The organism is Streptococcus halitosis, from assembly GCF_023147855.1.
GTDB classification, from domain to species: domain Bacteria; phylum Bacillota; class Bacilli; order Lactobacillales; family Streptococcaceae; genus Streptococcus; species Streptococcus halitosis_B.
This window is the reverse complement of record NZ_JAHXOP010000005.1, coordinates 85,288-106,217: the sequence shown is the minus strand read 5'-3', so window position 1 is coordinate 106,217 and position 20,930 is coordinate 85,288. Positions and strand designations below refer to the sequence as shown.

Annotated in this window: 23 protein-coding genes; 19 read left to right on the top strand and 4 right to left on the bottom strand. The window is 43.1% G+C overall.

Features of this window, described 5'->3' with window-relative positions:
• Nucleotides 1-61: 61 nt before the first annotated feature.
• Entirely contained in the window at nt 62-1,456 is a 1,395-nt protein-coding gene (locus KZX55_RS08440; protein ID WP_248026713.1) for a Cof-type HAD-IIB family hydrolase, read from the top strand.
• A 32-nt stretch (nt 1,457-1,488) separates the two neighbouring features.
• Here KZX55_RS08440 and KZX55_RS08435 read toward each other — a convergent pair whose 3' ends face one another.
• On the bottom strand, nt 1,489-1,941 hold the full coding sequence (locus KZX55_RS08435) for a universal stress protein (RefSeq protein WP_000079164.1): 453 nt from the start codon (nt 1,939-1,941) through the stop codon (nt 1,489-1,491).
• Between the two features lie 244 nt (nt 1,942-2,185).
• Here KZX55_RS08435 and KZX55_RS08430 point away from each other — a divergent pair, with 244 nt between their 5' ends.
• Together KZX55_RS08430 and rpmH are read left to right on the top strand one after the other, a co-directional pair.
• A complete protein-coding gene (locus KZX55_RS08430) occupies nt 2,186-3,400 on the top strand; it encodes a pyridoxal phosphate-dependent aminotransferase (RefSeq protein WP_000657745.1) in 1,215 nt (404 codons plus the stop codon).
• Nucleotides 3,401-3,544: 144 nt separating this feature from the next.
• Nucleotides 3,545-3,679 carry a 50S ribosomal protein L34 gene (gene rpmH, locus KZX55_RS08425; RefSeq protein WP_000831902.1) on the top strand — a complete coding sequence of 45 codons (135 nt, stop codon included), beginning with the start codon at nt 3,545-3,547 and terminating at the stop codon, nt 3,677-3,679.
• 180 nt (nt 3,680-3,859) lie between these two features.
• On the opposite strand, the gene KZX55_RS08420 is transcribed toward rpmH, so the two are convergent.
• A complete protein-coding gene (locus KZX55_RS08420; RefSeq protein ID WP_125448799.1) occupies nt 3,860-5,704 on the bottom strand; it encodes an APC family permease in 1,845 nt (614 codons plus the stop codon).
• A gap of 149 nt (nt 5,705-5,853) precedes the next feature.
• On the opposite strand from KZX55_RS08420, the gene KZX55_RS08415 reads away from it, so the two are divergent.
• The 13 genes from KZX55_RS08415 to pflA all read left to right on the top strand — a co-directional run bounded on the left by KZX55_RS08415 (nt 5,854) and on the right by pflA (nt 16,954).
• Nucleotides 5,854-6,627, top strand: a complete 774-nt coding sequence (locus KZX55_RS08415; RefSeq protein ID WP_248026773.1) for a TatD family hydrolase — start codon at nt 5,854-5,856, stop codon at nt 6,625-6,627.
• Nucleotides 6,627-7,193 carry a ribonuclease M5 gene (rnmV, locus tag KZX55_RS08410; protein WP_248026711.1) on the top strand — a complete coding sequence of 189 codons (567 nt, stop codon included), beginning with the start codon at nt 6,627-6,629 and terminating at the stop codon, nt 7,191-7,193. The genes KZX55_RS08415 and rnmV overlap by 1 nt, the downstream gene beginning before the upstream one ends.
• Nucleotides 7,194-7,286: 93 nt before the next feature.
• Nucleotides 7,287-7,622, top strand: a complete 336-nt coding sequence (locus KZX55_RS08405) for a hypothetical protein (RefSeq protein ID WP_248026703.1) — start codon at nt 7,287-7,289, stop codon at nt 7,620-7,622.
• A 191-nt stretch (nt 7,623-7,813) separates the two neighbouring features.
• Nucleotides 7,814-8,527, top strand: a complete 714-nt coding sequence (locus tag KZX55_RS08400) for a dimethyladenosine transferase (protein ID WP_248026764.1) — start codon at nt 7,814-7,816, stop codon at nt 8,525-8,527.
• A 19-nt stretch (nt 8,528-8,546) separates the two neighbouring features.
• Nucleotides 8,547-9,419, top strand: coding sequence for a 16S rRNA (adenine(1518)-N(6)/adenine(1519)-N(6))-dimethyltransferase RsmA (gene rsmA, locus KZX55_RS08395; RefSeq protein WP_248026701.1), 873 nt, complete (start codon nt 8,547-8,549; stop codon nt 9,417-9,419).
• Between the two features lies 1 nt (nt 9,420).
• Nucleotides 9,421-10,299, top strand: a complete 879-nt coding sequence (gene rsgA / locus KZX55_RS08390; protein WP_248026692.1) for a ribosome small subunit-dependent GTPase A — start codon at nt 9,421-9,423, stop codon at nt 10,297-10,299.
• Nucleotides 10,300-10,309: 10 nt separating this feature from the next.
• Complete coding sequence (gene rpe / locus KZX55_RS08385; RefSeq protein WP_248026683.1) at nt 10,310-10,966, top strand: ribulose-phosphate 3-epimerase; 657 nt, start codon at nt 10,310-10,312, stop codon at nt 10,964-10,966.
• Nucleotides 10,929-11,591 carry a thiamine diphosphokinase gene (locus KZX55_RS08380; RefSeq protein ID WP_248026674.1) on the top strand — a complete coding sequence of 221 codons (663 nt, stop codon included), beginning with the start codon at nt 10,929-10,931 and terminating at the stop codon, nt 11,589-11,591. Before rpe ends, KZX55_RS08380 begins: the two co-directional genes overlap by 38 nt.
• A gap of 1 nt (nt 11,592) precedes the next feature.
• Entirely contained in the window at nt 11,593-12,852 is a 1,260-nt protein-coding gene (gene rmuC, locus KZX55_RS08375; RefSeq protein WP_045616491.1) for a DNA recombination protein RmuC, read from the top strand.
• Nucleotides 12,842-13,783 carry a 3'-5' exoribonuclease YhaM family protein gene (locus KZX55_RS08370; protein WP_000703210.1) on the top strand — a complete coding sequence of 314 codons (942 nt, stop codon included), beginning with the start codon at nt 12,842-12,844 and terminating at the stop codon, nt 13,781-13,783. Before rmuC ends, KZX55_RS08370 begins: the two co-directional genes overlap by 11 nt.
• Before the next feature lie 104 nt (nt 13,784-13,887).
• Nucleotides 13,888-14,715, top strand: coding sequence for a pur operon repressor (purR, locus tag KZX55_RS08365; RefSeq protein ID WP_002874197.1), 828 nt, complete (start codon nt 13,888-13,890; stop codon nt 14,713-14,715).
• A gap of 66 nt (nt 14,716-14,781) precedes the next feature.
• On the top strand, nt 14,782-16,038 hold the full coding sequence (locus KZX55_RS08360; protein ID WP_248026663.1) for a diaminopimelate decarboxylase: 1,257 nt from the start codon (nt 14,782-14,784) through the stop codon (nt 16,036-16,038).
• 121 nt (nt 16,039-16,159) lie between these two features.
• Nucleotides 16,160-16,954: a pyruvate formate-lyase-activating protein gene (gene pflA, locus KZX55_RS08355; RefSeq protein ID WP_001288284.1), complete on the top strand. Its 795-nt coding sequence runs from the start codon at nt 16,160-16,162 to the stop codon at nt 16,952-16,954.
• A 70-nt stretch (nt 16,955-17,024) separates the two neighbouring features.
• Here the strand turns inward: pflA and yidC are convergent, their stop codons facing one another.
• Together yidC and KZX55_RS08345 are read right to left on the bottom strand one after the other, a co-directional pair.
• Complete coding sequence (gene yidC / locus KZX55_RS08350; protein WP_248026762.1) at nt 17,025-17,954, bottom strand: membrane protein insertase YidC; 930 nt, start codon at nt 17,952-17,954, stop codon at nt 17,025-17,027.
• Between the two features lie 77 nt (nt 17,955-18,031).
• The gene (locus KZX55_RS08345) at nt 18,032-18,310 is read right to left on the bottom strand and encodes an acylphosphatase (RefSeq protein ID WP_001174619.1); all 279 of its coding nucleotides are present in this window, start codon (nt 18,308-18,310) and stop codon (nt 18,032-18,034) included.
• A gap of 33 nt (nt 18,311-18,343) precedes the next feature.
• On the opposite strand from KZX55_RS08345, the gene KZX55_RS08340 reads away from it, so the two are divergent.
• The 3 genes from KZX55_RS08340 to asnA all read left to right on the top strand — a co-directional run bounded on the left by KZX55_RS08340 (nt 18,344) and on the right by asnA (nt 20,925).
• The gene (locus tag KZX55_RS08340) at nt 18,344-19,084 is read left to right on the top strand and encodes a TrmH family RNA methyltransferase (RefSeq protein ID WP_248026662.1); all 741 of its coding nucleotides are present in this window, start codon (nt 18,344-18,346) and stop codon (nt 19,082-19,084) included.
• A gap of 55 nt (nt 19,085-19,139) precedes the next feature.
• On the top strand, nt 19,140-19,823 hold the full coding sequence (locus KZX55_RS08335) for a Bax inhibitor-1/YccA family protein (RefSeq protein ID WP_248026660.1): 684 nt from the start codon (nt 19,140-19,142) through the stop codon (nt 19,821-19,823).
• A gap of 109 nt (nt 19,824-19,932) precedes the next feature.
• On the top strand, nt 19,933-20,925 hold the full coding sequence (asnA, locus tag KZX55_RS08330; protein WP_000747987.1) for an aspartate--ammonia ligase: 993 nt from the start codon (nt 19,933-19,935) through the stop codon (nt 20,923-20,925).
• Nucleotides 20,926-20,930 lie beyond the last annotated feature (5 nt).

The following is a 20,930-nucleotide window of genomic DNA, read 5'->3' as shown; positions in this document are numbered from 1 at the left end:
TAGTCACTCTTTCTGAAATGTGGTATAATCATTGTAACACAAAAGGGGAGAATGGGATAGGATGGAAGTCAAAGCTGTTTTTTTTGATATCGATGGAACGCTAGTCAACGATCGTAAGAGTGTTTTGAAATCCACTAAGGACGCGATTAAGATTGTCAAAGAGCAAGGTGTACTTGTCGGAGTAGCAACAGGACGAGGGCCGTTTTTTGTCAAGGAATTGATGGAAGACTTGGACTTGGATTTTGCGGTGACCTACAATGGCCAATACATTTTTAATAAGGAAAAGGTACTCTTTGCAAGTCCGATTGCTAAGTCAAGCCTGCGTCAACTGATTGCTTATGCTAAAAAGGAGCGTAAAGAAATCGCTCTTGGAACCGAGCATGCCGTTGTTGGTTCGAAAATTATGTCATTTGGTCTCGGCTCCTTTTCCCAACTGGTTAGTCGTTTTATTCCGACTGTGCTGACAAGAACTGTTAGCCGTTCCTTTAATCGAATGGTCAGCAAGGCAGTTCCTCAAAAGGAAGATGACCTACTTAACTTGATTAATCAACCCATTTATCAAGTTTTGATGCTGATGACGCCAGAGGAATCTGAGAAAGCTGCAAGTGATTTTGAAGATTTGAAATTAACTCGAAGCAATCCTTTTGCAGCAGATATCATAAACCAAGGAAATTCCAAACTAGAAGGCATTCGCCGAGTAGGAAAAGAATATGGCTTTGATCTCAATCAAGTCATGGCCTTCGGTGATTCAGATAACGACCTGGAAATGTTGGCGGGTGTCGGTATGTCAGTCGCTATGGGAAATGGCAGTAGCAGTGCCAAAGAGGTTGCTAAACACATTACAGCAAGCAATCAACAAGATGGCATCCACAAGGCGCTTGAGCACTTTGGCGTTTTAGCTTCAGAAAAAGTGTTTGTCAGTCGGGACTACCACTTTAATAAAGTCAAGACCTTCCACCACATGATGGATGAACGAACTCAGGAAGAGCCACAGGCATGGGATGCCGAAGGTGCAACCCACCGCGCAGACTTTAAAATTGAAGAATTAGTAGAGTTTGTCCGCGCTGCAAGTTCTTCAGAGGAAGAATTTCAAGACTCCCTTGCAAGCATGCATGAGGCACTTGATAAGGCGGCAGAGAAAGTGGCGAAAAAGACACCTGCTAAGCAAAATCTGGTCGGTCAAGTGGATGCTTTGATCGACACACTGTATTTCACGTACGGCAGTTTTGTTTTGATGGGAGTGGATCCAGAACGCATTTTTGATATTGTTCATGAAGCAAATATGGGGAAGGTTTTCCCTGATGGAAAAGCTCATTTTGACCAGGTTACGCACAAAATTTTAAAACCAGATGACTGGGAAGAAAAATATGCTCCAGAACCTGCCATTAAACAGGAGCTACAACGTCAGCTTAAGGCTTATGAGCGACATAAAGAAAGAAATAGAAATAATAAGTAACAAAAAGGAGCTCTAGGCTCCTTTTTTAATAATTATAATGTTTTTTCACTTTCTCTTACGACCAGCAAATCGACTTTTGCATGGCGGAGAATATATTCAGATGAAGAACCGACTAAGAGGCGTTCAAAGGCATTGAGACCTGTAGCACCAACTAAAATCAAGTCAACATTTTCTGCGTCCGGAATCGTCCGAGCAAGGAGAGTTTTGGGATTTCCCATTTCGATGACGATGTGGATATCCGTTAAACCAGCATCTTTTGCACGCTTTTCATACTCTTTCATCATACTTTCAGCGTCGGCTTGGAGTTCTTCGTAAACTTCAGCATCAAAGGTAGATACGCTTTGAAGAGCGCGTGTGTCAATAACATGGACAATGGTGAGCTTGGATTCATTGCGTAGAGCAGTGTAAACACCTTTGACGAAAGCCAAGTCCGCTTCTTTAGAACCATCAATTGCGACCATAACATTTTGGTAACGTTGTGCCATAATGAAACCTCCTGAAATTTTCTTACTTTTATTGTAACCCTTTTCACTAAAGAAGTAAAGTAAAAATCATATTTTAAACCATATTGTTGGTCATAGACTTAGTGCGTATATAGAAATAAAAGAAAAGAGAATTGGTGAGAATTCCCATTGTCCATTTTTTCTTTTACTTCCTTGTTTATGGAAGCTTGTCGCAGCGACTTTCTAGTGGTATAATGTTACTATCCTGACGAATTGAGGAAAAAAGATGAAAGAATTTAACAAATCTAGCAAGCTAGAGCATGTTGCTTATGATATCCGTGGTCCTGTTTTAGAAGAAGCCATGCGTATGCGAGCAAATGGAGAAAAGATTTTACGCCTGAATACAGGGAATCCAGCAGAATTTGGCTTTACAGCGCCAGATGAAGTCATTCATGATTTGATTATGAATGCGCGTGATAGCGAAGGTTACTCTGATTCTAAAGGGATTTTCTCAGCCCGTAAGGCTATCATGCAGTATTGCCAACTGAAGAAATTCCCAAATGTGGATATTGATGATATTTACCTTGGAAATGGTGTCAGTGAGCTGATTGTCATGTCCATGCAGGGGCTTTTGGACAATGGAGATGAGGTCTTGGTACCTATGCCAGACTATCCTCTCTGGACAGCGGCTGTCAGCCTAGCTGGGGGAAATGCCGTCCACTATATCTGTGATGAAGCTGCAGAATGGTACCCTGATATTGACGATATCAAGTCAAAAATCACTTCAAATACCAAGGCTATTATTCTCATCAATCCAAATAATCCGACAGGAGCTCTCTATCCCAAGGAACTCTTGTTGGAGATTATCGAGATTGCACGTCAAAACGACTTGATCATCTTTGCGGATGAAATCTACGACCGTATGGTCATGGATGGTCATGAGCATGTCTCAGTAGCTAGTCTAGCTCCAGATGTCTTCTGTGTCAGCATGAATGGTCTGTCAAAATCTCACCGTATCGCTGGTTTCCGTATAGGATGGATGGTCTTATCTGGACCTAAGACACATGTCAAGGGCTATATTGAAGGTCTTAATATGCTGTCTAACATGCGCCTTTGCTCTAACGTTTTGGCCCAGCAAGTCGTACAAACCTCGCTAGGTGGGCACCAGTCGGTGGACGAATTGCTTCTTCCTGGTGGACGGATCTACGAGCAAAGAAACTTCATTTACAATGCCATCCAAGATATCCCAGGTTTGTCTGCGGTCAAGCCGAAGGCGGGACTTTATATCTTCCCTAAAATTGACCGCAATATGTATCGCATTGATGATGATGAACAGTTTGTTCTTGATTTCTTGAAGCAAGAGAAGGTTCTCTTGGTTCATGGTCGCGGTTTTAACTGGCAAGAACCAGACCATTTCCGTATCGTTTACCTCCCTCGTGTAGATGAATTAGCACAAATCCAAGAAAAGATGACTCGTTTCTTGAAACAGTATCGTAGATAGGGCTTACATGAGAAAAAGCTGGAAACATTTGCCTAGAGCTATTGACAAAAGTATCAGAATCAGATAGAATAGTAAAGTATGTTTAGTAACTGATCACTTTATAGCCGGCTAAACGAATACAAAATCTATGAGGAGGTATTCATCGTGAAACGTACTTATCAACCAAGTAAAATTCGTCGTGCGCGCAAACACGGATTCCGTAACCGTATGTCAACTAAAAACGGTCGTCGCGTATTGGCAGCTCGTCGTCGTAAAGGACGCAAAGTTTTGGCTGCATAATCCAAACAAATTCAGCAAAGAAGTCAGTAGGAACTCGAGTCTACTGGCTTTTGTTTTTATCTTAAAGGGTGCATTGTCCACGAAATCGGTCATTTCAGATGAAAATCATGGGGGCTCATTTAAAAGGTCACATACAAAAAACTCAAAACCAGATATAAGTTACTGATTTTGAGTTTTTGTTTATTCTTTTAAGTGATAAGAGTAGCTAGCGACAACGACGTCTTCGTGCCATCTGAGAGCGTATTTTAGTTTGAGGCTCATTTGATTGTGCAGGATATTTTGCCAAGGCTTGTTAGGGATAAACTGTGGGACAAGGACTGTAACGGTATAGTTTTTTTGCTTAGCTTCTTGGGCGATTCGTTTGACATACTTAACGCTAGGGGTGATGATGTCGCGGTAGCTGGTATTGATATTCTTCAGAGTGATATTTGGGAAGTAATCGGCAAATTCCTGGAGGATTTCTTGGTCTTTTTCGGCCGTTTCTTTAGTAGAAATGTGCATGGCCAACACTTCATCACCGATACTTTGAGCGTAGTTAATGGCTCCGACACTTACTCGAGTAACATTTCCTACTAGGACAAGGACAAGGTTACCGTCATAAGTGCGCTTTTCAATTCCTTCGTAGAGTCGTAGTTGTTTAGCCACTTTTTGGTAATGGTTGTGAATGGACAAAAAGAGGAAGGTTAAAACTAGGATAATTGGGAAGAATGGCCAGATATCTCCCAGCCTGAAGAGGAGTAAAATGAGGACAATAGCATAACAAATGATGGCCCCAAGGATATTAGCAAAGGCAGATTTTAAGAAGTTTGCTCCTTTTTCCTTTTTCCAATGGCGAATCATCCCAGTCTGAGAAAGGGCAAAGGGAACGAAGACCCCGATAGTATAAAGAGGAATCAAACGTTCAGTATTCCCATTAAAAATAAGAAGAAGGATCATAGCTCCAAAAGCCAGAGTTAAGATACCGTTGGAGTAGCCAAGGCGATCCCCTTTTTCCATAAAGAGATGGGGCATGTATTTGTTTTTGGCCATATTGTAGGACAGCATAGGGAAGGCTGAAAAGCCAGTATTTGCAGCTACAGCTAGAATTAAGGCTGTCGAAAACTGGAAGAGATAGTAGCTAGCATGACCAAAGAATGAATCACCAAGAATGCCCTTGGCCATTTGCGAGAGGATGGTTTCTCCGTGTTGAGGCGTGATACCCATCCAGTAGTTTAGGAAGGTAATGCCTGCAAAAAGAAATCCTAAAATCAGCGACATGATGGTCAAAGTCTGAGCAGCATTCTTTTCTTTCGGAGTTTTAAAAAATGGTACCGCATTTGAAATAGCTTCAACCCCTGTCAGAGAGGCAGAGCCGCTGGTAAAGGCTCTCAATAGGAGAACGATGGAAAGGCTTGGAACGGTTTGTCCAATGGTTGAAGTTGCCTGATAGTTTAGGGAACCTGTAAATAGTTGAAAGAACCCATAAAGTAAGAGAAAGACGGTACTGAAGATAAAGAGGTAGACGGGAATCATCAGAGAGCTGGCAGATTCTTTCAATCCTCTTAAATTCAAGAGCATGAGCAGGCAGACTAGGAAAATAGAGATATGAAGATTGTAGGGATGGAGGGCAGGTATGGCTGCTGTAATAGCATCAGCTCCAGAAGCAACGGATACGGCTACTGTCAGCATATAGTCAACAAGGAGGCTACCTCCTGCAATCAAGCCTAGTTCAGGGGAGAGATTTTCCCGAGTGACCATATAAGCCCCACCACCTTGAGGATAGGCGTGAATAATTTGACGATAGGAAATGGTCAAGCTAGCGAGGAGTAAGAGGACAAAAATACCGATAGGGAGGCTCCACCAAATAGCGAGAGGAGAGAGACTAACTAAAACGAGAATGACTTGTTCAGGTCCATAGGCAATAGAAGACAGGGCATCACTGGATAACATTGCAAGTGCCTGCATTTTTCCAAGTAATCCCCCTTCGCCGTCTGTGAGAGACTTGAGTGGTCGACCGATAAAGGTATATTTTAATTTTCTAAACATTTTCTTTTCCTTTGATGAAAATTTCAATAAGTGTTATTATACTGCTTTGAAAAAGGGCAGTCAAGGGAGAATGACTGGTTTTTGGATATTTTTCCAAGCCGAGGGATGCTATTTTTGGTATAATAGATGGAAGAATGAGGTTAAGAGAAATGATTTTTGATACGCATACACATTTAAATGTAGAAGAATTTGCAGGACGCGAGGCAGAAGAACTCGCCCTGGCTGCTGAGATGGGTGTGACACAGATGAATATTGTTGGTTTTGATAAACCAACCATTGAACGAGCCCTAGAGTTAGCAGATGAGTATGAGCAACTCTACGCAACTATTGGCTGGCATCCAACGGAAGCAGGGACATACACAGACGAGGTCGAAGCTTACTTGCTTAAAAAGCTAAAGCATCCCAAGGTTGTCGCTTTAGGTGAGATTGGTCTGGACTACCATTGGATGACAGCACCTAAGGAAGTGCAGGAACAGGTTTTTCGTCGTCAGATTCAGCTGTCTAAGGATTTGAACTTACCTTTTGTGGTCCACACTCGTGATGCGCTAGAAGATACTTATGAGATTATCAAGAGCGAGGGCGTTGGTCCTCGTGGTGGGATCATGCATTCATTTTCAGGCTCTCTCGAGTGGGCTGAGAAGTTTATCGAGCTTGGTATGACCATTTCTTTCTCAGGAGTGGTGACCTTTAAAAAAGCTACAGATGTCCAAGAAGCTGCTAGAGAGCTTCCTTTGGATAAAATTTTGGTAGAGACGGATGCGCCTTACCTGGCTCCTGTTCCTAAACGTGGCCGTGAAAACAAAACAGCCTATACTCGCTATGTGGTGGACTTTATCGCCGACTTGCGTGGGATGTCGACCGAGGAATTAGCAGCAGTAACGACTGCAAATGCAGAGCGAATTTTTGGATTGGATAGCAGGTAATGAAAGAAAAAATTTCCCAAGTCATCGTGGTCGAAGGGCGTGATGACACGGCCAATCTCAAACGTTACTTTGACGTGGAAACCTATGAGACACGAGGTTCCGCAATAAATGACCAGGATATAGAACGCATTCAGCGCCTGCATGAATTGCATGGAGTCATTGTCTTTACAGATCCAGATTTTAATGGGGAGCGGATTCGGCGTATGATTATGACGGCCATTCCAACTGTGCAGCATGCCTTTCTCAAGCGAGATGAGGCTGTTCCCAAATCCAAGACCAAGGGACATTCTCTGGGAATTGAACACGCCAGCTATGAAGACCTGAAAACAGCGCTGGCTCAGGTGACAGAGCAATTTGAAAACGAGAACGAGTTTGACATCAGTCGTGGTGACTTGATTCGCCTAGGTTTCCTAGCGGGAGCAGACAGTCGTAGGCGCAGAGAGTATCTAGGCGAACAGCTCCGCATCGGCTATTCCAATGGCAAGCAACTCCTCAAGCGCTTAGAGTTGTTTGGAGTAACCTTGGCAGAAGTGGAAGAGACTATGGAAAGTTATGATAATAGCTAGATAGCCCAAAAATACAAAGAGAATGTGTTACAATAGAAGTACTTGGATTTATTTTGATAGCGTTCAAATAGAAACTTATAAGGAAAGAGTGAAATGAAAATCCGAGTTGACAGAGAGTCTATCTGTATGGGGGATGATGTACTGCCCCATGAGACAGAATTTGAGATTCCTGAAGATATGACGGTGAAAGATTTTTTTGGTTTTCTAGAAAAGGAACGTTATTTGCCGTCTGTTCAAGGAAATAATGTGGCCTGGGAACTCCGTAATCGGAATGGTGAACAAGGTGTTTATTTCACTAAAACAGGAGAGATTATCAATCCAGATGCGGTCTTAAAAGAGATGCTGGAAGGAATTACTGAGATTCCCTTATTTGTTTTGCTCTATCATTATACCCCGGAAGCATACTACATTAGTAAAGATAATAAATGAGAATTGCAGATGATGTCCTGACCGAGGTTGAACTGGTCATGTATTGTTATCGTCCCTTGGTGCTTTTATGAAACATCTTTTTAAATGAAGTCTAGGTTTTCGATTGGGCATGAAAAATTGGAAACTTTATAGTTTTATCTACATCCTACTTGAACCACTAACCTTTTTCAAAGATTGTGAAAGGAAATGATATGGCAAATAGAAGTTATATTTACTTAAAAAACGGAGATGAAGCCCGTATTCTAACAGCGGGAATTTACACAATACCCTATTTTTGGCAATTGTTTTGGGATGAAGAAGATTTAAAAGCTCCTATTGCTCTCTGGGAAACAGCAGAAAAACTGGAAGAAGATGAAGAGGAAGCAGAAAAGTTTTACCAAGAGCAGAATGTAGATATCTTACTTTCTATTGAAAAATTCCAGCGGAATGCCCTCAAAAACCGATCTTTTTTAGAAGAGAATGCCCCGCAATCCGTGCAACTATATGATGACTTTGTCCGTTATATTCTTGCAAATGTCAAAGACGGGGATGTGCTTGGATTTGATCTTTTAGATGTTGTTTTTATGGACCAAGTGTCTGTTGTTTCTGATAAACTGTTAAAAAATATACGAGCTATTCGGGAAAATCAACCCAAAGATTTAGATTTTTCTGTGACAGAAAAGAACTTAATTGGTCTTGCTATGGGCTTTCCTGATTATTATGCTTCAGAATTATTGCCAGAAGACAATATTGTAGATTCGGTTGCCTATCAGGATGAACTGAAGAAAATGAACCCCCAAGAAGATAAGAAAGTGCTAGATACGACTGGAGCTGATTCAAAAGGGAACAAGTCTCGTGTTCTCTTAGTGTTTTGGATTTTGTTGGCACTAGTAATCATGTGGGTTTTATATATTATTTTTAGCTAATAAATAGAAAAGAGAATAAATGAGAATTGCAGATTATAGCGTGACCAAGGCAGTGCTGGAGCGTCACGGTTTTACCTTTAAAAAGTCCTTCGGGCAAAATTTCCTGACGGATACCAATATCCTTCAAAAAATCGTGGATACGGCTGAAATTGATGACCAGGTTAATGTCATCGAAATCGGACCAGGGATTGGTGCCTTGACAGAATTTTTGGCTGAGCGTGCAGCTCAAGTCATGGCATTTGAGATCGACCACCGTTTGGTACCGATTTTGGCGGATACCCTGCGTGATTTTGACAATGTAACAGTAGTCAACGAGGACATTCTCAAAGTTGACTTGGCGCAGCATATCCAGAATTTCAAAAATCCTGAATTGCCGATTAAGGTAGTTGCCAATTTGCCCTACTATATCACAACGCCTATTCTCATGCATTTAATCGAGAGTGGCATTCCTTTTAGTGAGTTTGTCGTCATGATGCAAAAAGAAGTGGCGGATCGCATCTCAGCACAGCCCAATACCAAAGCTTACGGTAGTTTGTCGATTGCTGTTCAATATTACATGACAGCCAAGGTTGCCTTCATCGTGCCTCGTACGGTCTTTGTGCCAGCCCCAAATGTGGACTCAGCCATCTTGAAAATGGTGCGCCGTCCAGAGCCTGCTGTAGCAGTAAAAGATGAGAACTTTTTCTTTAAGGTTTCCAAGGCTAGCTTCACTCATCGTCGCAAGACCTTATGGAACAACTTAACAGGCTACTTTGGGAAAACTGATGAAGTCAAGGATAAGCTGACCAAGGCTTTGGACCAGGCAGGCTTATCTCCATCTGTGCGTGGTGAAGCTCTCAGCTTAGCAGAATTTGCTAGCCTTTCAGATGCACTTAAAGGACAAGGACTCTAAGATGCAGGGACAAATTATTAAAGCCTTGGCAGGATTCTACTATGTAGAGAGTGATGGCCAAGTCTATCAGACACGTGCGCGTGGGAATTTCCGCAAAAAAGGTCATACGCCCTATGTTGGGGATTGGGTAGATTTTTCTGCAGAGGAAAATTCCGAAGGTTATATCCTCAAAATTCACGAACGGAAAAACAGTCTGGTCCGTCCGCCTATTGTCAATATTGACCAAGCTGTGGTGATCATGTCCGTTAAGGAACCGGACTTCAACAGTAATTTGCTGGATCGTTTCTTGGTTCTTTTGGAGCACAAGGGCATTCATCCCATCGTCTATATTTCCAAAATGGATTTGCTGGAAGATAGCGAAGAATTAAGTTTTTACCAACAAACCTATCGTGCCATTGGTTATGACTTTGTGACCAGTAAGGAGGAACTCCTGCCCCTGTTGACAGGGAAAGTGACGGTCTTTATGGGGCAGACTGGTGTTGGAAAATCAACCCTCCTCAATAAAATCGCACCAGATCTCAATCTTGAAACAGGAGAAATCTCAGACAGTCTGGGTCGCGGTCGTCATACCACTCGAGCTGTTAGTTTTTACAACCTCAATGGGGGTAAAATCGCGGACACACCAGGCTTTTCATCACTGAATTATGAAGTGACAACGGCTGAAGACCTCAATCAGGCCTTTCCAGAGATTGCCAGTGTCAGTCGAGACTGCAAGTTCCGTACTTGTACCCATACCCATGAGCCGTCCTGTGCGGTTAAGCCAGCTGTAGAAGAGGGTATCATTGCAACCTTCCGTTTTGATAACTACCTACAATTCCTCAGCGAAATTGAAAATCGCAGAGAAACCTATAAAAAAGTCAGCAAAAAAATTCCAAAATAAGGAGAAACCTATGTCTCAATACAAGATTGCTCCGTCAATTCTGGCAGCGGATTATGCCAACTTTGAACGTGAAATCAAACGTCTAGAAGCAACTGGGGCAGAGTATGTCCATATCGATATCATGGATGGTCACTTTGTGCCACAAATCAGCTTTGGTGCAGGTGTGGTTGAAGCTCTTCGTCCTCATAGCAAGATGGTCTTTGACTGCCACTTGATGGTAGCAAATCCAGAACACCACTTAGAAGACTTTGCGCGTGCAGGTGCAGACATCATCAGTATCCATGTTGAAGCAACACCTCATATTCATGGAGCACTTCAAAAGATTCGCTCTCTTGGTGTCAAACCTTCGGTTGTTATCAATCCTGGGACACCTGTGGAGGCGATCAAGCATGTCCTTCACCTAGTGGACCAAGTCTTGGTCATGACAGTGAATCCTGGATTTGGAGGACAAGCCTTTCTGCCTGAAACCATGGACAAGGTTCGTGAGTTGGTTGCCCTTCGTGAGGAAAAAGGTTTGAACTTTGAGATCGAAGTCGATGGCGGTATTGATGACCAGACTATTGCTCAAGCCAAGGAAGCTGGTGCGACCGTTTTTGTAGCAGGATCCTATGTCTTTAATGGAGATGTCAATGAACGAGTGCAAACTCTCAGAAAACAACTGGACTAGGGTTGCCGTTTTTACAGGCGGAGATCGCGGTCATTATCGGACGAATTTTGATAGCTTTGTTGGTGTGGATCGAGGCTCGCTCTGGGTCTTGGAAGAAGATCTGCCTCTCACTCTAGCAGTTGGGGATTTTGATTCGGTGACTGCAGAAGAGCGTCAGTTGATTCAAAAACGTGCCCGGCATTTTGTCCAAGCCCAGCCAGAAAAGGATGATACGGATCTGGAATTGGCTCTCTTGACCATCTTTGAGCAAAATCCTCAGGCTCAGGTCACTATTTTCGGTGCTTTGGGTGGCCGTATTGACCATATGCTAGCCAATGTCTTTCTGCCTAGCAATCCAAAGTTGGCCCCCTATATGCGCCAGATAGCGATTGAGGATGGGCAAAATTTGATTGCCTATTGTCCAGAAGGGACCAGTCAGCTTAAACCGCGTTCAGACTACGATTATCTAGCCTTTATGCCGGTTCGGGATAGCCAGCTGACCATTCTCGGTGCCAAGTATGAGTTGACAGAGGAAAATTTTTTCTTTAAAAAAGTGTACGCTTCTAACGAATATATAGATAGGGAAGTTGCGGTAACTTGCCCAGATGGCTATGTCGTCGTGCTGCATAGCAAGGACAGGAGGTAGGATGGAGACTGTATTACTACTACTATTATTAATTGCCAACCTAGCTGGACTCTTTCTGATTTGGCAAAGGCAGGATAAGCAAGACAAGTACCTAGCCAAGAGTTTGGAGGATCAAGCAGATCACTTGTCAGATCAACTGGATTATCGTTTTGAACAAGCTAGGCAAGCCAGTCAGATGGATCAAAAAGATTTGGAAGTGGCTGTCAGCGACCGTTTGCAAGAAGTGCGAATGGAGTTGCACCAAGGCCTGACGCAAGTTCGTCAAGAAATGACAGATAATCTTTTGCAAACTAGGGACAAGACCGACCAACGTCTCCAAGCCCTGCAGGAATCAAATGAGCAACGTTTGGAACAAATGCGCCAGACGGTCGAGGAAAAGTTAGAGAAGACCTTGCAGACGCGCTTGCAGGCTTCCTTCGAGACAGTTTCCAAGCAACTGGAGTCGGTCAATCGTGGTCTTGGGGAGATGCAGACAGTTGCCCGTGATGTTGGTGCACTTAATAAGGTTCTCTCTGGAACCAAGACGCGAGGCATTCTGGGAGAATTGCAACTGGGGCAAATCATCGAAGACATCATGACGCCTGCCCAGTACGAACGAGAATATGCAACGGTTGAAAACTCTAGCGAGCGAGTGGAGTATGCCATCAAGTTACCTGGACAGGGTGACCAGGAATATGTCTACTTACCGATTGACTCCAAGTTTCCACTGGCGGATTATTACCGCTTGGAAGAAGCCTATGAAGCAGGCGATAAGGACGAGATTGAACGTTGTCGCAAGTCACTTTTAGCAAGCGTCAAGCGCTTTGCCAAGGATATCAAGAGCAAGTATCTGGCGCCACCTCGGACGACTAATTTTGGAGTCTTGTTTGTTCCGACGGAGGGACTCTACTCAGAAATCGTTCGCAATCCGGTCTTCTTTGATGATTTGAGACGGGAGGAGCAGATTATTGTCGCGGGTCCAAGTACCCTATCAGCCCTGCTTAACTCTCTATCAGTTGGTTTCAAGACCCTTAATATCCAAAAGAGTGCCGACCATATCAGTAAGACCCTTGCCAGCGTCAAGACCGAGTTTGGTAAGTTCGGAGGCATTCTGGTCAAGGCACAAAAGCATCTCCAACATGCCTCTGGCAATATTGATGAATTATTAAACCGTCGTACCACAGCTATCGAGCGGACGCTCCGTCACATTGAATTATCAGAAGGTGAGCCTGCGCTTGATCTACTCCATTTCCAAGAAGATGAGGAAGAATATGAAGATTAGTCACATGAAAAAAGATGAGCTGTTTGAAGGTTTTTACCTGATCAAATCAGCTGACCTGAGACAGACGCGTGCTGGGAAAAACTACCTAGCCTTTACCTTCCAAGACGATAGTGGCGAGATTGAAGGGAAACTTTGGGATGCCCAACCTCATAACGTCGAGGCCTTTACCGCTGGGAAAGTCGTCCACATGCAGGGACGTCGAGAAGTTTATAACAACACTCCTCAAGTCAATCAAATTACTCTCCGCTTGCCTCAGCCTGGGGAACCCAATGATCCAGCTGACTTCAAGGTCAAGTCACCAGTCGATGTCAAGGAAATCCGTGACTACATGTCGCAAATGATTTTCAAGATTGAAAATCCTGTCTGGCAGCGTATCGTTCGTAGTCTCTACACCAAGTATGATAAGGAATTCTACTCCTATCCAGCTGCCAAGACCAACCACCATGCCTTTGAAACAGGTTTAGCCTATCATACAGCAACCATGGTGCGCTTGGCAGATGCCATTAGTGAGATCTATCCTCAGCTCAACAAGAGCCTGCTCTATGCTGGGATTATGCTGCATGATTTGGCCAAAGTCATTGAGTTGACGGGACCAGACCAGACGGAGTACACAGTTCGAGGCAATCTCCTTGGGCATATCGCCCTGATCGATAGTGAAATTACCAAGACAGTCATGGAACTCGGCATCGATGATACTAGGGAAGAAGTGGTGCTACTGCGCCATGTCATCCTCAGTCATCATGGCTTACTGGAGTATGGAAGCCCGGTTCGTCCACGTATCATGGAGGCAGAGATTATCCATATGATTGACAATCTAGATGCCAGCATGATGATGATGTCAACAGCTCTAGCTTTGGTGGACAAAGGAGAGATGACCAATAAAATCTTCGCTATGGACAATCGTTCCTTCTATAAACCAGATTTAGATTAATAATTTAAGAAAAACGAGCATTTTTTACGCAATAATGTTCGTTTTTTTATGTGAATATGGTATAATGGATAAAATATCAAAATTAAATGGAATGGTAAATAAAAATGAAATTAAGAAGAAGTGATCGGATGGTTGTCATTTCCAACTATTTGATTAATAATCCATACAAACTAACAAGTCTCAACACCTTTGCAGAAAAGTACGAATCTGCTAAATCATCGATTTCAGAGGACATCGTGATTATCAAGCGTGCCTTTGAGGAAATTGAAATCGGTCATATTCAGACTGTGACTGGAGCAGGTGGTGGCGTTATCTTTACACCATCAATCTCGAGTCATGAAGCCAAAGAAATGATCGCAGACTTGCGTGACAAACTTTCAGAAAGCGACCGTATCTTGCCAGGTGGCTACATCTACCTGTCTGATTTGCTCAGTACACCTGCCATTTTGAAAAATATTGGGCGCATCATTGCCAAGAGCTTTATGGACCAAAAAATCGATGCCGTTATGACAGTAGCAACAAAAGGTGTGCCACTCGCAAATGCAGTTGCCAATGTCCTCAATGTTCCATTTGTCATTGTGCGCCGTGACTTGAAAATTACCGAAGGTTCAACTGTCAGCGTCAACTATGTTTCAGGTTCCAGCGGTGACCGTATCGAGAAGATGTTCCTTTCAAAACGCAGCCTCAAGGCAGGCAGTCGTGTCTTGATCGTGGATGACTTCTTGAAAGGCGGCGGAACTGTCAACGGGATGATTAGTCTCTTGCGTGAGTTCGACTCTGAACTAGCTGGTGTCGCAGTCTTTGCAGATAATGCCCAAGAAGAACGTGAAAAGCAGTTCGATTACAAGTCACTCTTGAAAGTAACCAATATTGATGTTAAGAACCAATCCATCGATGTTGAGATTGGAAATATCTTTGACGAAGACAAATAAGAGATAGAACTAAAGGTTGGAACAATTGTCCCAGCCTTTCTTTGCAAACAGAATAGAAGGACGCCTATGAAAACACCATTTATCAGTCGTGAAGATTTAGAAACAATTGTTGCAGAGTTCCCGACTCCCTTTCACTTATATGACGAGAAGGGGATTCGTGAAAAAGCAAGAGCCGTCAACAAGGCCTTTTCCTGGAACAAGGGATTCAAAGAATATTTTGCCGTCAAGGCCACTCCAACCCCAGCCATCTTGAAAATCCTTCAAGAGGAAGGTTGTGGTGTGGACTGCTCTAGTTATGTAGAGCTCTTGATGAGCCATAAACTGGATTTTCCGGGTTCTGAAATCATGTTCTCTTCTAACAACACGCCAGACAAGGAATATGCCTATGCGCGTGAATTGGGCGCAACCATTAACTTGGATGCCTTTGAAGATATTGAACATCTAGAGCGTGCAGCAGGCATTCCAGAAATCATCTCTTGTCGTTACAATCCTGGTGGCGTTTTTGAGCTAGGAACAGATATCATGGACAATCCTGGAGAAGCCAAGTTTGGCATGACCAAGGACCAGCTTTTTGAAGCCTTTGCGATTTTGAAGGAAAAAGGAGCCAAGACATTTGGGATTCACTCTTTCCTAGCATCCAATACCGTCACCCATCTCTACTACCCAGAGTTGGCGCGTCAGCTTTTTGAATTAGCCGTTGAAATCAAGGAAAAGTTGTGCATTTCGCTAGACTTTATCAATCTTTCTGGCGGTATTGGTATCAATTACCGTCCAGACCAGGAGCCAAATGACATCGCTGTGATTGGTGAAGGGGTGCGTAAGGTTTATGAGGAAGTTCTTACACCTGCAGGACTTGGTCAGGTTAAGATTTTCACAGAATTAGGCCGTTTTATGTTAGCCCCTCACGGAGCTTTGGTCACAAGAGTCACTCATAAGAAAAAAACCTATCGTACCTATCTGGGCGTGGATGCATCAGCAGTCAACCTCATGCGCCCAGCCATGTATGGGGCCTACCACCATATCACTAATCTGACCCATCCAGATGGCCCAGTTGAGGTGGTAGATGTGGTTGGTTCACTCTGTGAAAACAATGATAAATTTGCCATTAATCGCGAACTGCCTCATACAGAAATCGGCGATTTGCTAGTGATTCATGATACAGGTGCACATGGATTCTCCATGGGTTATCAGTACAATGCCAAACTACGCTCGGCAGAAATCCTCTATACCGAAGAAGGAAAAGCCCGCCAAATCCGCCGTGCAGAGCGCCCTGAGGACTATTTTGCAACCTTGTATGGTTTTGATTTTGAACCGGATCATTAAAAGAAATTGAAAATGAAAGTGAAAAACAGATTGCTTTCTAAAAAATAGACAAAAAAACCTTGTTTTTCACCTTACTCGTGATATAATAAAACTATAAAACGGTTTCAAGGAAGGTGACGATATGTCTGAAGAAACAATTGACTATGGACAAGTGACAGGAATGGTGCATTCGACAGAGAGTTTTGGGGCGGTAGATGGCCCTGGGATTCGGTTTATTGTCTTTTTGCAGGGCTGTCAGATGCGTTGCCAGTACTGCCATAACCCCGATACATGGGCTATGGAGACCAATAAATCACGAAGACGGACAGTAGACGATGTTTTGTCAGAAGCCCTTCGCTACCGTGGATTCTGGGGAGACAAAGGAGGAATCACTGTCAGTGGAGGAGAAGCCCTCTTACAGATTGATTTCTTGATTGCCCTTTTTACCAAGGCCAAGGAAAAAGGAATCCACTGTACCTTGGATACTTGTGCCCTTCCGTTCCGTAATAAACCACGTTATCTCGAAAAGTTTAATAAACTCATGGCTGTGACAGATTTGGTTCTCTTGGATATCAAGGAGATCAACGACGAACAACACAGGATTGTTACCAGCCAAACCAATAAAAACATCTTGGCCTGTGCAAAATATCTATCAGATATTGGGAAGCCTGTGTGGATTCGCCATGTGCTGGTTCCAGGCTTGACAGACAGAGATGAGGACTTGATTGAACTCGGTAAATTCGTCAAAACCCTCAAAAACGTTGATAAGTTTGAAATCCTACCTTATCACACGATGGGAGAATTCAAGTGGCGTGAACTAGGAATTCCTTATTCGCTCGAAGGGGTAAAACCACCAACAGCAGATCGTGTCAAGAATGCCAAAAAACTCATGGACACAGAAAGCTATCAAGACTATATGAAACGTGTACATGGATAAAAAGAAGCCTGATGGGAACATCAGGCTTTTGTGATGCAAAAAGGCCTAGCCTTTCAGCTAAGCCGTTACCTTATTTTCTAGAATGTTGTTTACCAGCATTACGTTTTTTATGTTTCTTAGTAGTCGTAATTGCAGTTGCTTGGTTAGGAGTGATATCTTTTCGCCCACCTGTAGTTGATGCTGAACTTGCTTTTGGTGGATTTTTGGAAAATTCTTCACGTACTTTTTGACGAAGTTTTGGACGAACAACATAGTTAACGATGAACTGTTGGAGAATCATCATAAAACCACCGACAACCCAGTAAAGTGTCACACTGGCTGGTGCGAAGAGGGAGAAGACGACAATCATGAGTGGGCTCATGTAAATCATTTTCTTGAGTTGATCTCTTTGCATCTCATCTTCTACTCCGTGAAGTGAAAGGAGTGATTGGAGATAGTAGAGGATACCAGCGAAGGCGACAAGGATCATACTTGGGGAACCGAGATTGATACCCAAGAAGGTAGAGCTAGATACTCCATCAGTATACTGGGCTGCAAAGTAGATAGCAGAGAAGAAAGGCATCTGAATGAGGATAGGGAAGCATCCTACACCACCGAACATGCTGATGCCGTTTTCTTTTTGTGCAGCAAAGAGAGCCTGTTGTGCTTCTAGTTTTTCTTCCTGAGTTGTTGCCTCTTTAAGGCGTGTTTGATGTGGTTCGAGCACATGTTTGAGAGCATTCATCTTTTCAGAGTGAAGCGTTGCCTTCCATGATTGGTAGATACCAAGTGGCAAGATAATCAAGCGCACGATAATGGTTACGATAATGATAGCCACACCAAAGCCTAGACCTTTATCAGTAGCGAAGTACTTGATAGCCTCTGCCATAGGCGATCCGATAGTGTTCCAGATAAAACCAGTAGGTTGTCCTGTTGCTTTGTCTACTTGGACACAGCCTGTCAAGACGAGTAGCATAGCCACTCCCATAGCAGAGAGGGCAAAACGTTTAATAGATTTCAATGTTTTCATTCCTTCTTTAAAAATTATACCTTTCTATTCTACTGTTTTTTTGTAAAATATACAATAGTTCTAGAGACCTAATTTGCGACTTTGAAGTCTGGATAGGATGAAAAGTTGCTCATTTGCACATCCAGGTAGGTAACTTTTGAAAAGGGTGTCGGACCTTTTCGGATTTCTTGGATAAATTTTGCCATAGTGGCAGAGGAGTCTGCCTGAGCAAGAATTTCCACTGTGCCATCGTCGTTATTCCAGACACGACCAGTGATGCCACCAATTTCAAGAGCTAAAGTATAAACACCCCAGCGAAAACCAACACCTTGCACCCTGCCTTGGGCAATCATTCTAACCTTTTGCATACCAAACCCCTTTGATTGTGTTATAATATTTCTATGACTATTATAACCTCAAAAGCCAATTCTGTGGTAAAAAATGCCAAGAAATTACATCAAAAAAAATATCGAAAGTCTGCTTATTTGATTGAAGGCTGGCACTTGTTTGAAGAAGCTGTTCAAGCAGGAGTGACGATTGAAAAGATTTTTGCCTTAGAAAGTTATCGAGATCAGTTAGCTGCTTTTCCTCAAACTGTCTGGGTTTCAGAGGAGATTTTGCTGGATTTGGCAGATACGCAAACTCCTCAAGGGATTGTTGCAGTGATTCAAAAAGAGGAAATAGGACTGCCTGATTTTCGTCAGGGTAAGTTTCTATTTTTAGAGGATGTCCAAGATCCTGGTAATGTTGGCACCATGATTCGAACTGCGGATGCGGCAGGTTTTACAGGAGTCATTGTTTCAGATAAGTCAGCAGATATCTACAGTCTCAAGACCCTGCGTTCCATGCAAGGAAGTCATTTTCATTTACCTATCTATCGTATGCCCGTTGCCACTTTTGTAGAAGAGGCAAAGAAGAGCAACTTGCCCATTTTGGCAACGACCTTATCGAGAGATTCAAAGGATTATCATGAGCTTTCTTCACTAGAGAACTTTGTTTTAGTCATGGGAAATGAAGGACAGGGGATTAGTTCTGTCATGGCTGAGAGTGCTGATCAGCTGGTTCATATTAGCATGAAAGGTCGAGCAGAAAGTCTCAACGTGGCAGTTGCCGCAGGTATATTGATGTTTTATTTTAGCTGATTTATAAAATCTTTGTTATAATCAAGACATATTTATAGAGAAAAGGAGAATCAGAATGAATCAAACGATTATTCAAGAACGTTCAGGTCTCAATCAATTTTACGCTAAGGTTTATGCCTTTGTGGGACTTGGGATTGGTCTATCAGCTCTCGTGTCAGCTTTGATGTTGACAGTCTTTCAGTCCCAGTTGATTTACTTTTTAATGCATGGCCGTCTCTGGTTGATGGTTGCAACTTTTGCAGAACTTGCTCTGGTCTTTGTTGCAAGTAGCATGGCTGCGAAGAACAGCCCAGCAGCTCTCCCAGTATTTTTAGTTTATTCTGTTTTAAATGGATTTACGCTTAGTTTTGTCGTAGCCTTCTATACACCTGGGACCGTCTTATCAGCCTTTGTATCTAGTGCCCTTCTCTTCTTTGTCATGGCGGTAATCGGAATTTTCACCAAGAAAGATCTGGGTGGAATGGGACGAGCTTTGATGGCGGCGCTTGTTGGTCTCATCATTGCCATGGTTGTGAATCTATTTTTAGCTAATAGCTTTTTTGACTACATGATTAGTATTGCCATGGTCTTGGTCTTCTCAGGTTTGATTGCTTGGGACAACCAAAAGATTCGCTATGTTTATGAGCAGTCACGAGGACAAGTAGCGACAGGTTGGATCGTCTCAATGGCACTCAGCATTTACCTAGACTTTATCAACCTCTTCCTTAGCATCTTACGAATCTTTGGTCGAAACGATTAATGAATGACAGAGTCAGTGTTCGAAAGAGCACTGACTTTTTCTCGTTTACTCTTTTCTTTTCTTGGAAATAGGTGTATAATGCTTTTAATTAATTTTTGAGGAGTAGTTTATGAAGAAAAGTTTTATTCATCAGCAAGAAGAGATTTCCTTTGTCAAAAACACCTTTACCCAGTATTTGAAAGATAAGTTAGAAGTTGTTGAAGTTCAAGGTCCTATCTTGAGCAAGGTTGGTGATGGGATGCAGGATAACTTGTCCGGTGTCGAACATCCAGTATCCGTAAAGGTCTTGCAGATTCCAGATGAAACTTATGAAGTCGTCCACTCACTAGCCAAATGGAAGCGCCACACCTTGGCTCGGTTTGGTTTCGGTGAGGGTGAAGGTCTTTTTGTCCACATGAAGGCCCTTCGTCCAGACGAAGATTCGCTTGATGCGACTCACTCTGTATATGTAGACCAGTGGGACTGGGAAAAAGTGATTCCAAATGGTCAACGTAATATCGCTTATCTCAAAGAAACCGTTGAGAAGATTTACAAAGCTATTCGTCTGACAGAGCTAGCCGTAGAAGCACGCTATGATATTGAATCCATCTTGCCAAAACAAATCACCTTCATCCATACAGAAGAGTTGGTGGAACGCTATCCAGATTTGACACCGAAAGAGCGTGAAAATGCAATCTGTAAAGAGTTTGGTGCTGTCTTCTTGATTGGTATTGGTGGCGAGTTGCCTGATGGCAAACCTCATGACGGCCGTGCACCTGACTACGATGACTGGACAACAGAGTCTGAAAATGGCTACAAAGGGTTGAATGGTGATATTCTAGTTTGGAACGAATCTCTTGGTTGTGCCTTTGAACTTTCCTCAATGGGGATTCGGGTAGATGAGGATACACTTCGTCGCCAAGTGGCTCTTACAGGAGACGAAGATCGTCTCGAGCTGGAATGGCATAAAGCCCTGCTTAACGGCCTTTTTCCATTGACAATCGGTGGGGGTATCGGACAGTCTCGGATGGCCATGTTCTTACTTCGCAAGAAACACATCGGAGAGGTTCAGACCAGTGTTTGGCCTCAAGAAGTCCGCGATACTTACGAAAATATCTTGTAGAGAAT

Bases quoted from the DNA above. Each gene is read 5' to 3' on its own strand.
- KZX55_RS08405 (WP_248026703.1), top strand. From the start codon at position 7,287: ATGAAAATCCGAGTTGACAGAGAGTCTATCTGTATGGGGGATGATGTA.
- KZX55_RS08435 (WP_000079164.1), bottom strand. From the start codon at position 1,941: ATGGCACAACGTTACCAAAATGTTATGGTCGCAATTGATGGTTCTAAA.
- KZX55_RS08380 (WP_248026674.1), top strand. From the start codon at position 10,929: ATGAACGAGTGCAAACTCTCAGAAAACAACTGGACTAGGGTTGCCGTT.
- KZX55_RS08370 (WP_000703210.1), top strand. From the start codon at position 12,842: ATGAAGATTAGTCACATGAAAAAAGATGAGCTGTTTGAAGGTTTTTAC.
- asnA (WP_000747987.1), top strand. From the start codon at position 19,933: ATGAAGAAAAGTTTTATTCATCAGCAAGAAGAGATTTCCTTTGTCAAA.
- KZX55_RS08345 (WP_001174619.1), bottom strand. From the start codon at position 18,310: ATGCAAAAGGTTAGAATGATTGCCCAAGGCAGGGTGCAAGGTGTTGGT.
- rsgA (WP_248026692.1), top strand. From the start codon at position 9,421: ATGCAGGGACAAATTATTAAAGCCTTGGCAGGATTCTACTATGTAGAG.
- KZX55_RS08415 (WP_248026773.1), top strand. From the start codon at position 5,854: ATGATTTTTGATACGCATACACATTTAAATGTAGAAGAATTTGCAGGA.
- KZX55_RS08335 (WP_248026660.1), top strand. From the start codon at position 19,140: ATGAATCAAACGATTATTCAAGAACGTTCAGGTCTCAATCAATTTTAC.
- rsmA (WP_248026701.1), top strand. From the start codon at position 8,547: ATGAGAATTGCAGATTATAGCGTGACCAAGGCAGTGCTGGAGCGTCAC.
- KZX55_RS08360 (WP_248026663.1), top strand. From the start codon at position 14,782: ATGAAAACACCATTTATCAGTCGTGAAGATTTAGAAACAATTGTTGCA.
- rpe (WP_248026683.1), top strand. From the start codon at position 10,310: ATGTCTCAATACAAGATTGCTCCGTCAATTCTGGCAGCGGATTATGCC.
- KZX55_RS08440 (WP_248026713.1), top strand. From the start codon at position 62: ATGGAAGTCAAAGCTGTTTTTTTTGATATCGATGGAACGCTAGTCAAC.
- KZX55_RS08340 (WP_248026662.1), top strand. From the start codon at position 18,344: ATGACTATTATAACCTCAAAAGCCAATTCTGTGGTAAAAAATGCCAAG.
- purR (WP_002874197.1), top strand. From the start codon at position 13,888: ATGAAATTAAGAAGAAGTGATCGGATGGTTGTCATTTCCAACTATTTG.
- KZX55_RS08420 (WP_125448799.1), bottom strand. From the start codon at position 5,704: ATGTTTAGAAAATTAAAATATACCTTTATCGGTCGACCACTCAAGTCT.
- pflA (WP_001288284.1), top strand. From the start codon at position 16,160: ATGTCTGAAGAAACAATTGACTATGGACAAGTGACAGGAATGGTGCAT.
- KZX55_RS08400 (WP_248026764.1), top strand. From the start codon at position 7,814: ATGGCAAATAGAAGTTATATTTACTTAAAAAACGGAGATGAAGCCCGT.
- KZX55_RS08430 (WP_000657745.1), top strand. From the start codon at position 2,186: ATGAAAGAATTTAACAAATCTAGCAAGCTAGAGCATGTTGCTTATGAT.
- rmuC (WP_045616491.1), top strand. From the start codon at position 11,593: ATGGAGACTGTATTACTACTACTATTATTAATTGCCAACCTAGCTGGA.
- rnmV (WP_248026711.1), top strand. From the start codon at position 6,627: ATGAAAGAAAAAATTTCCCAAGTCATCGTGGTCGAAGGGCGTGATGAC.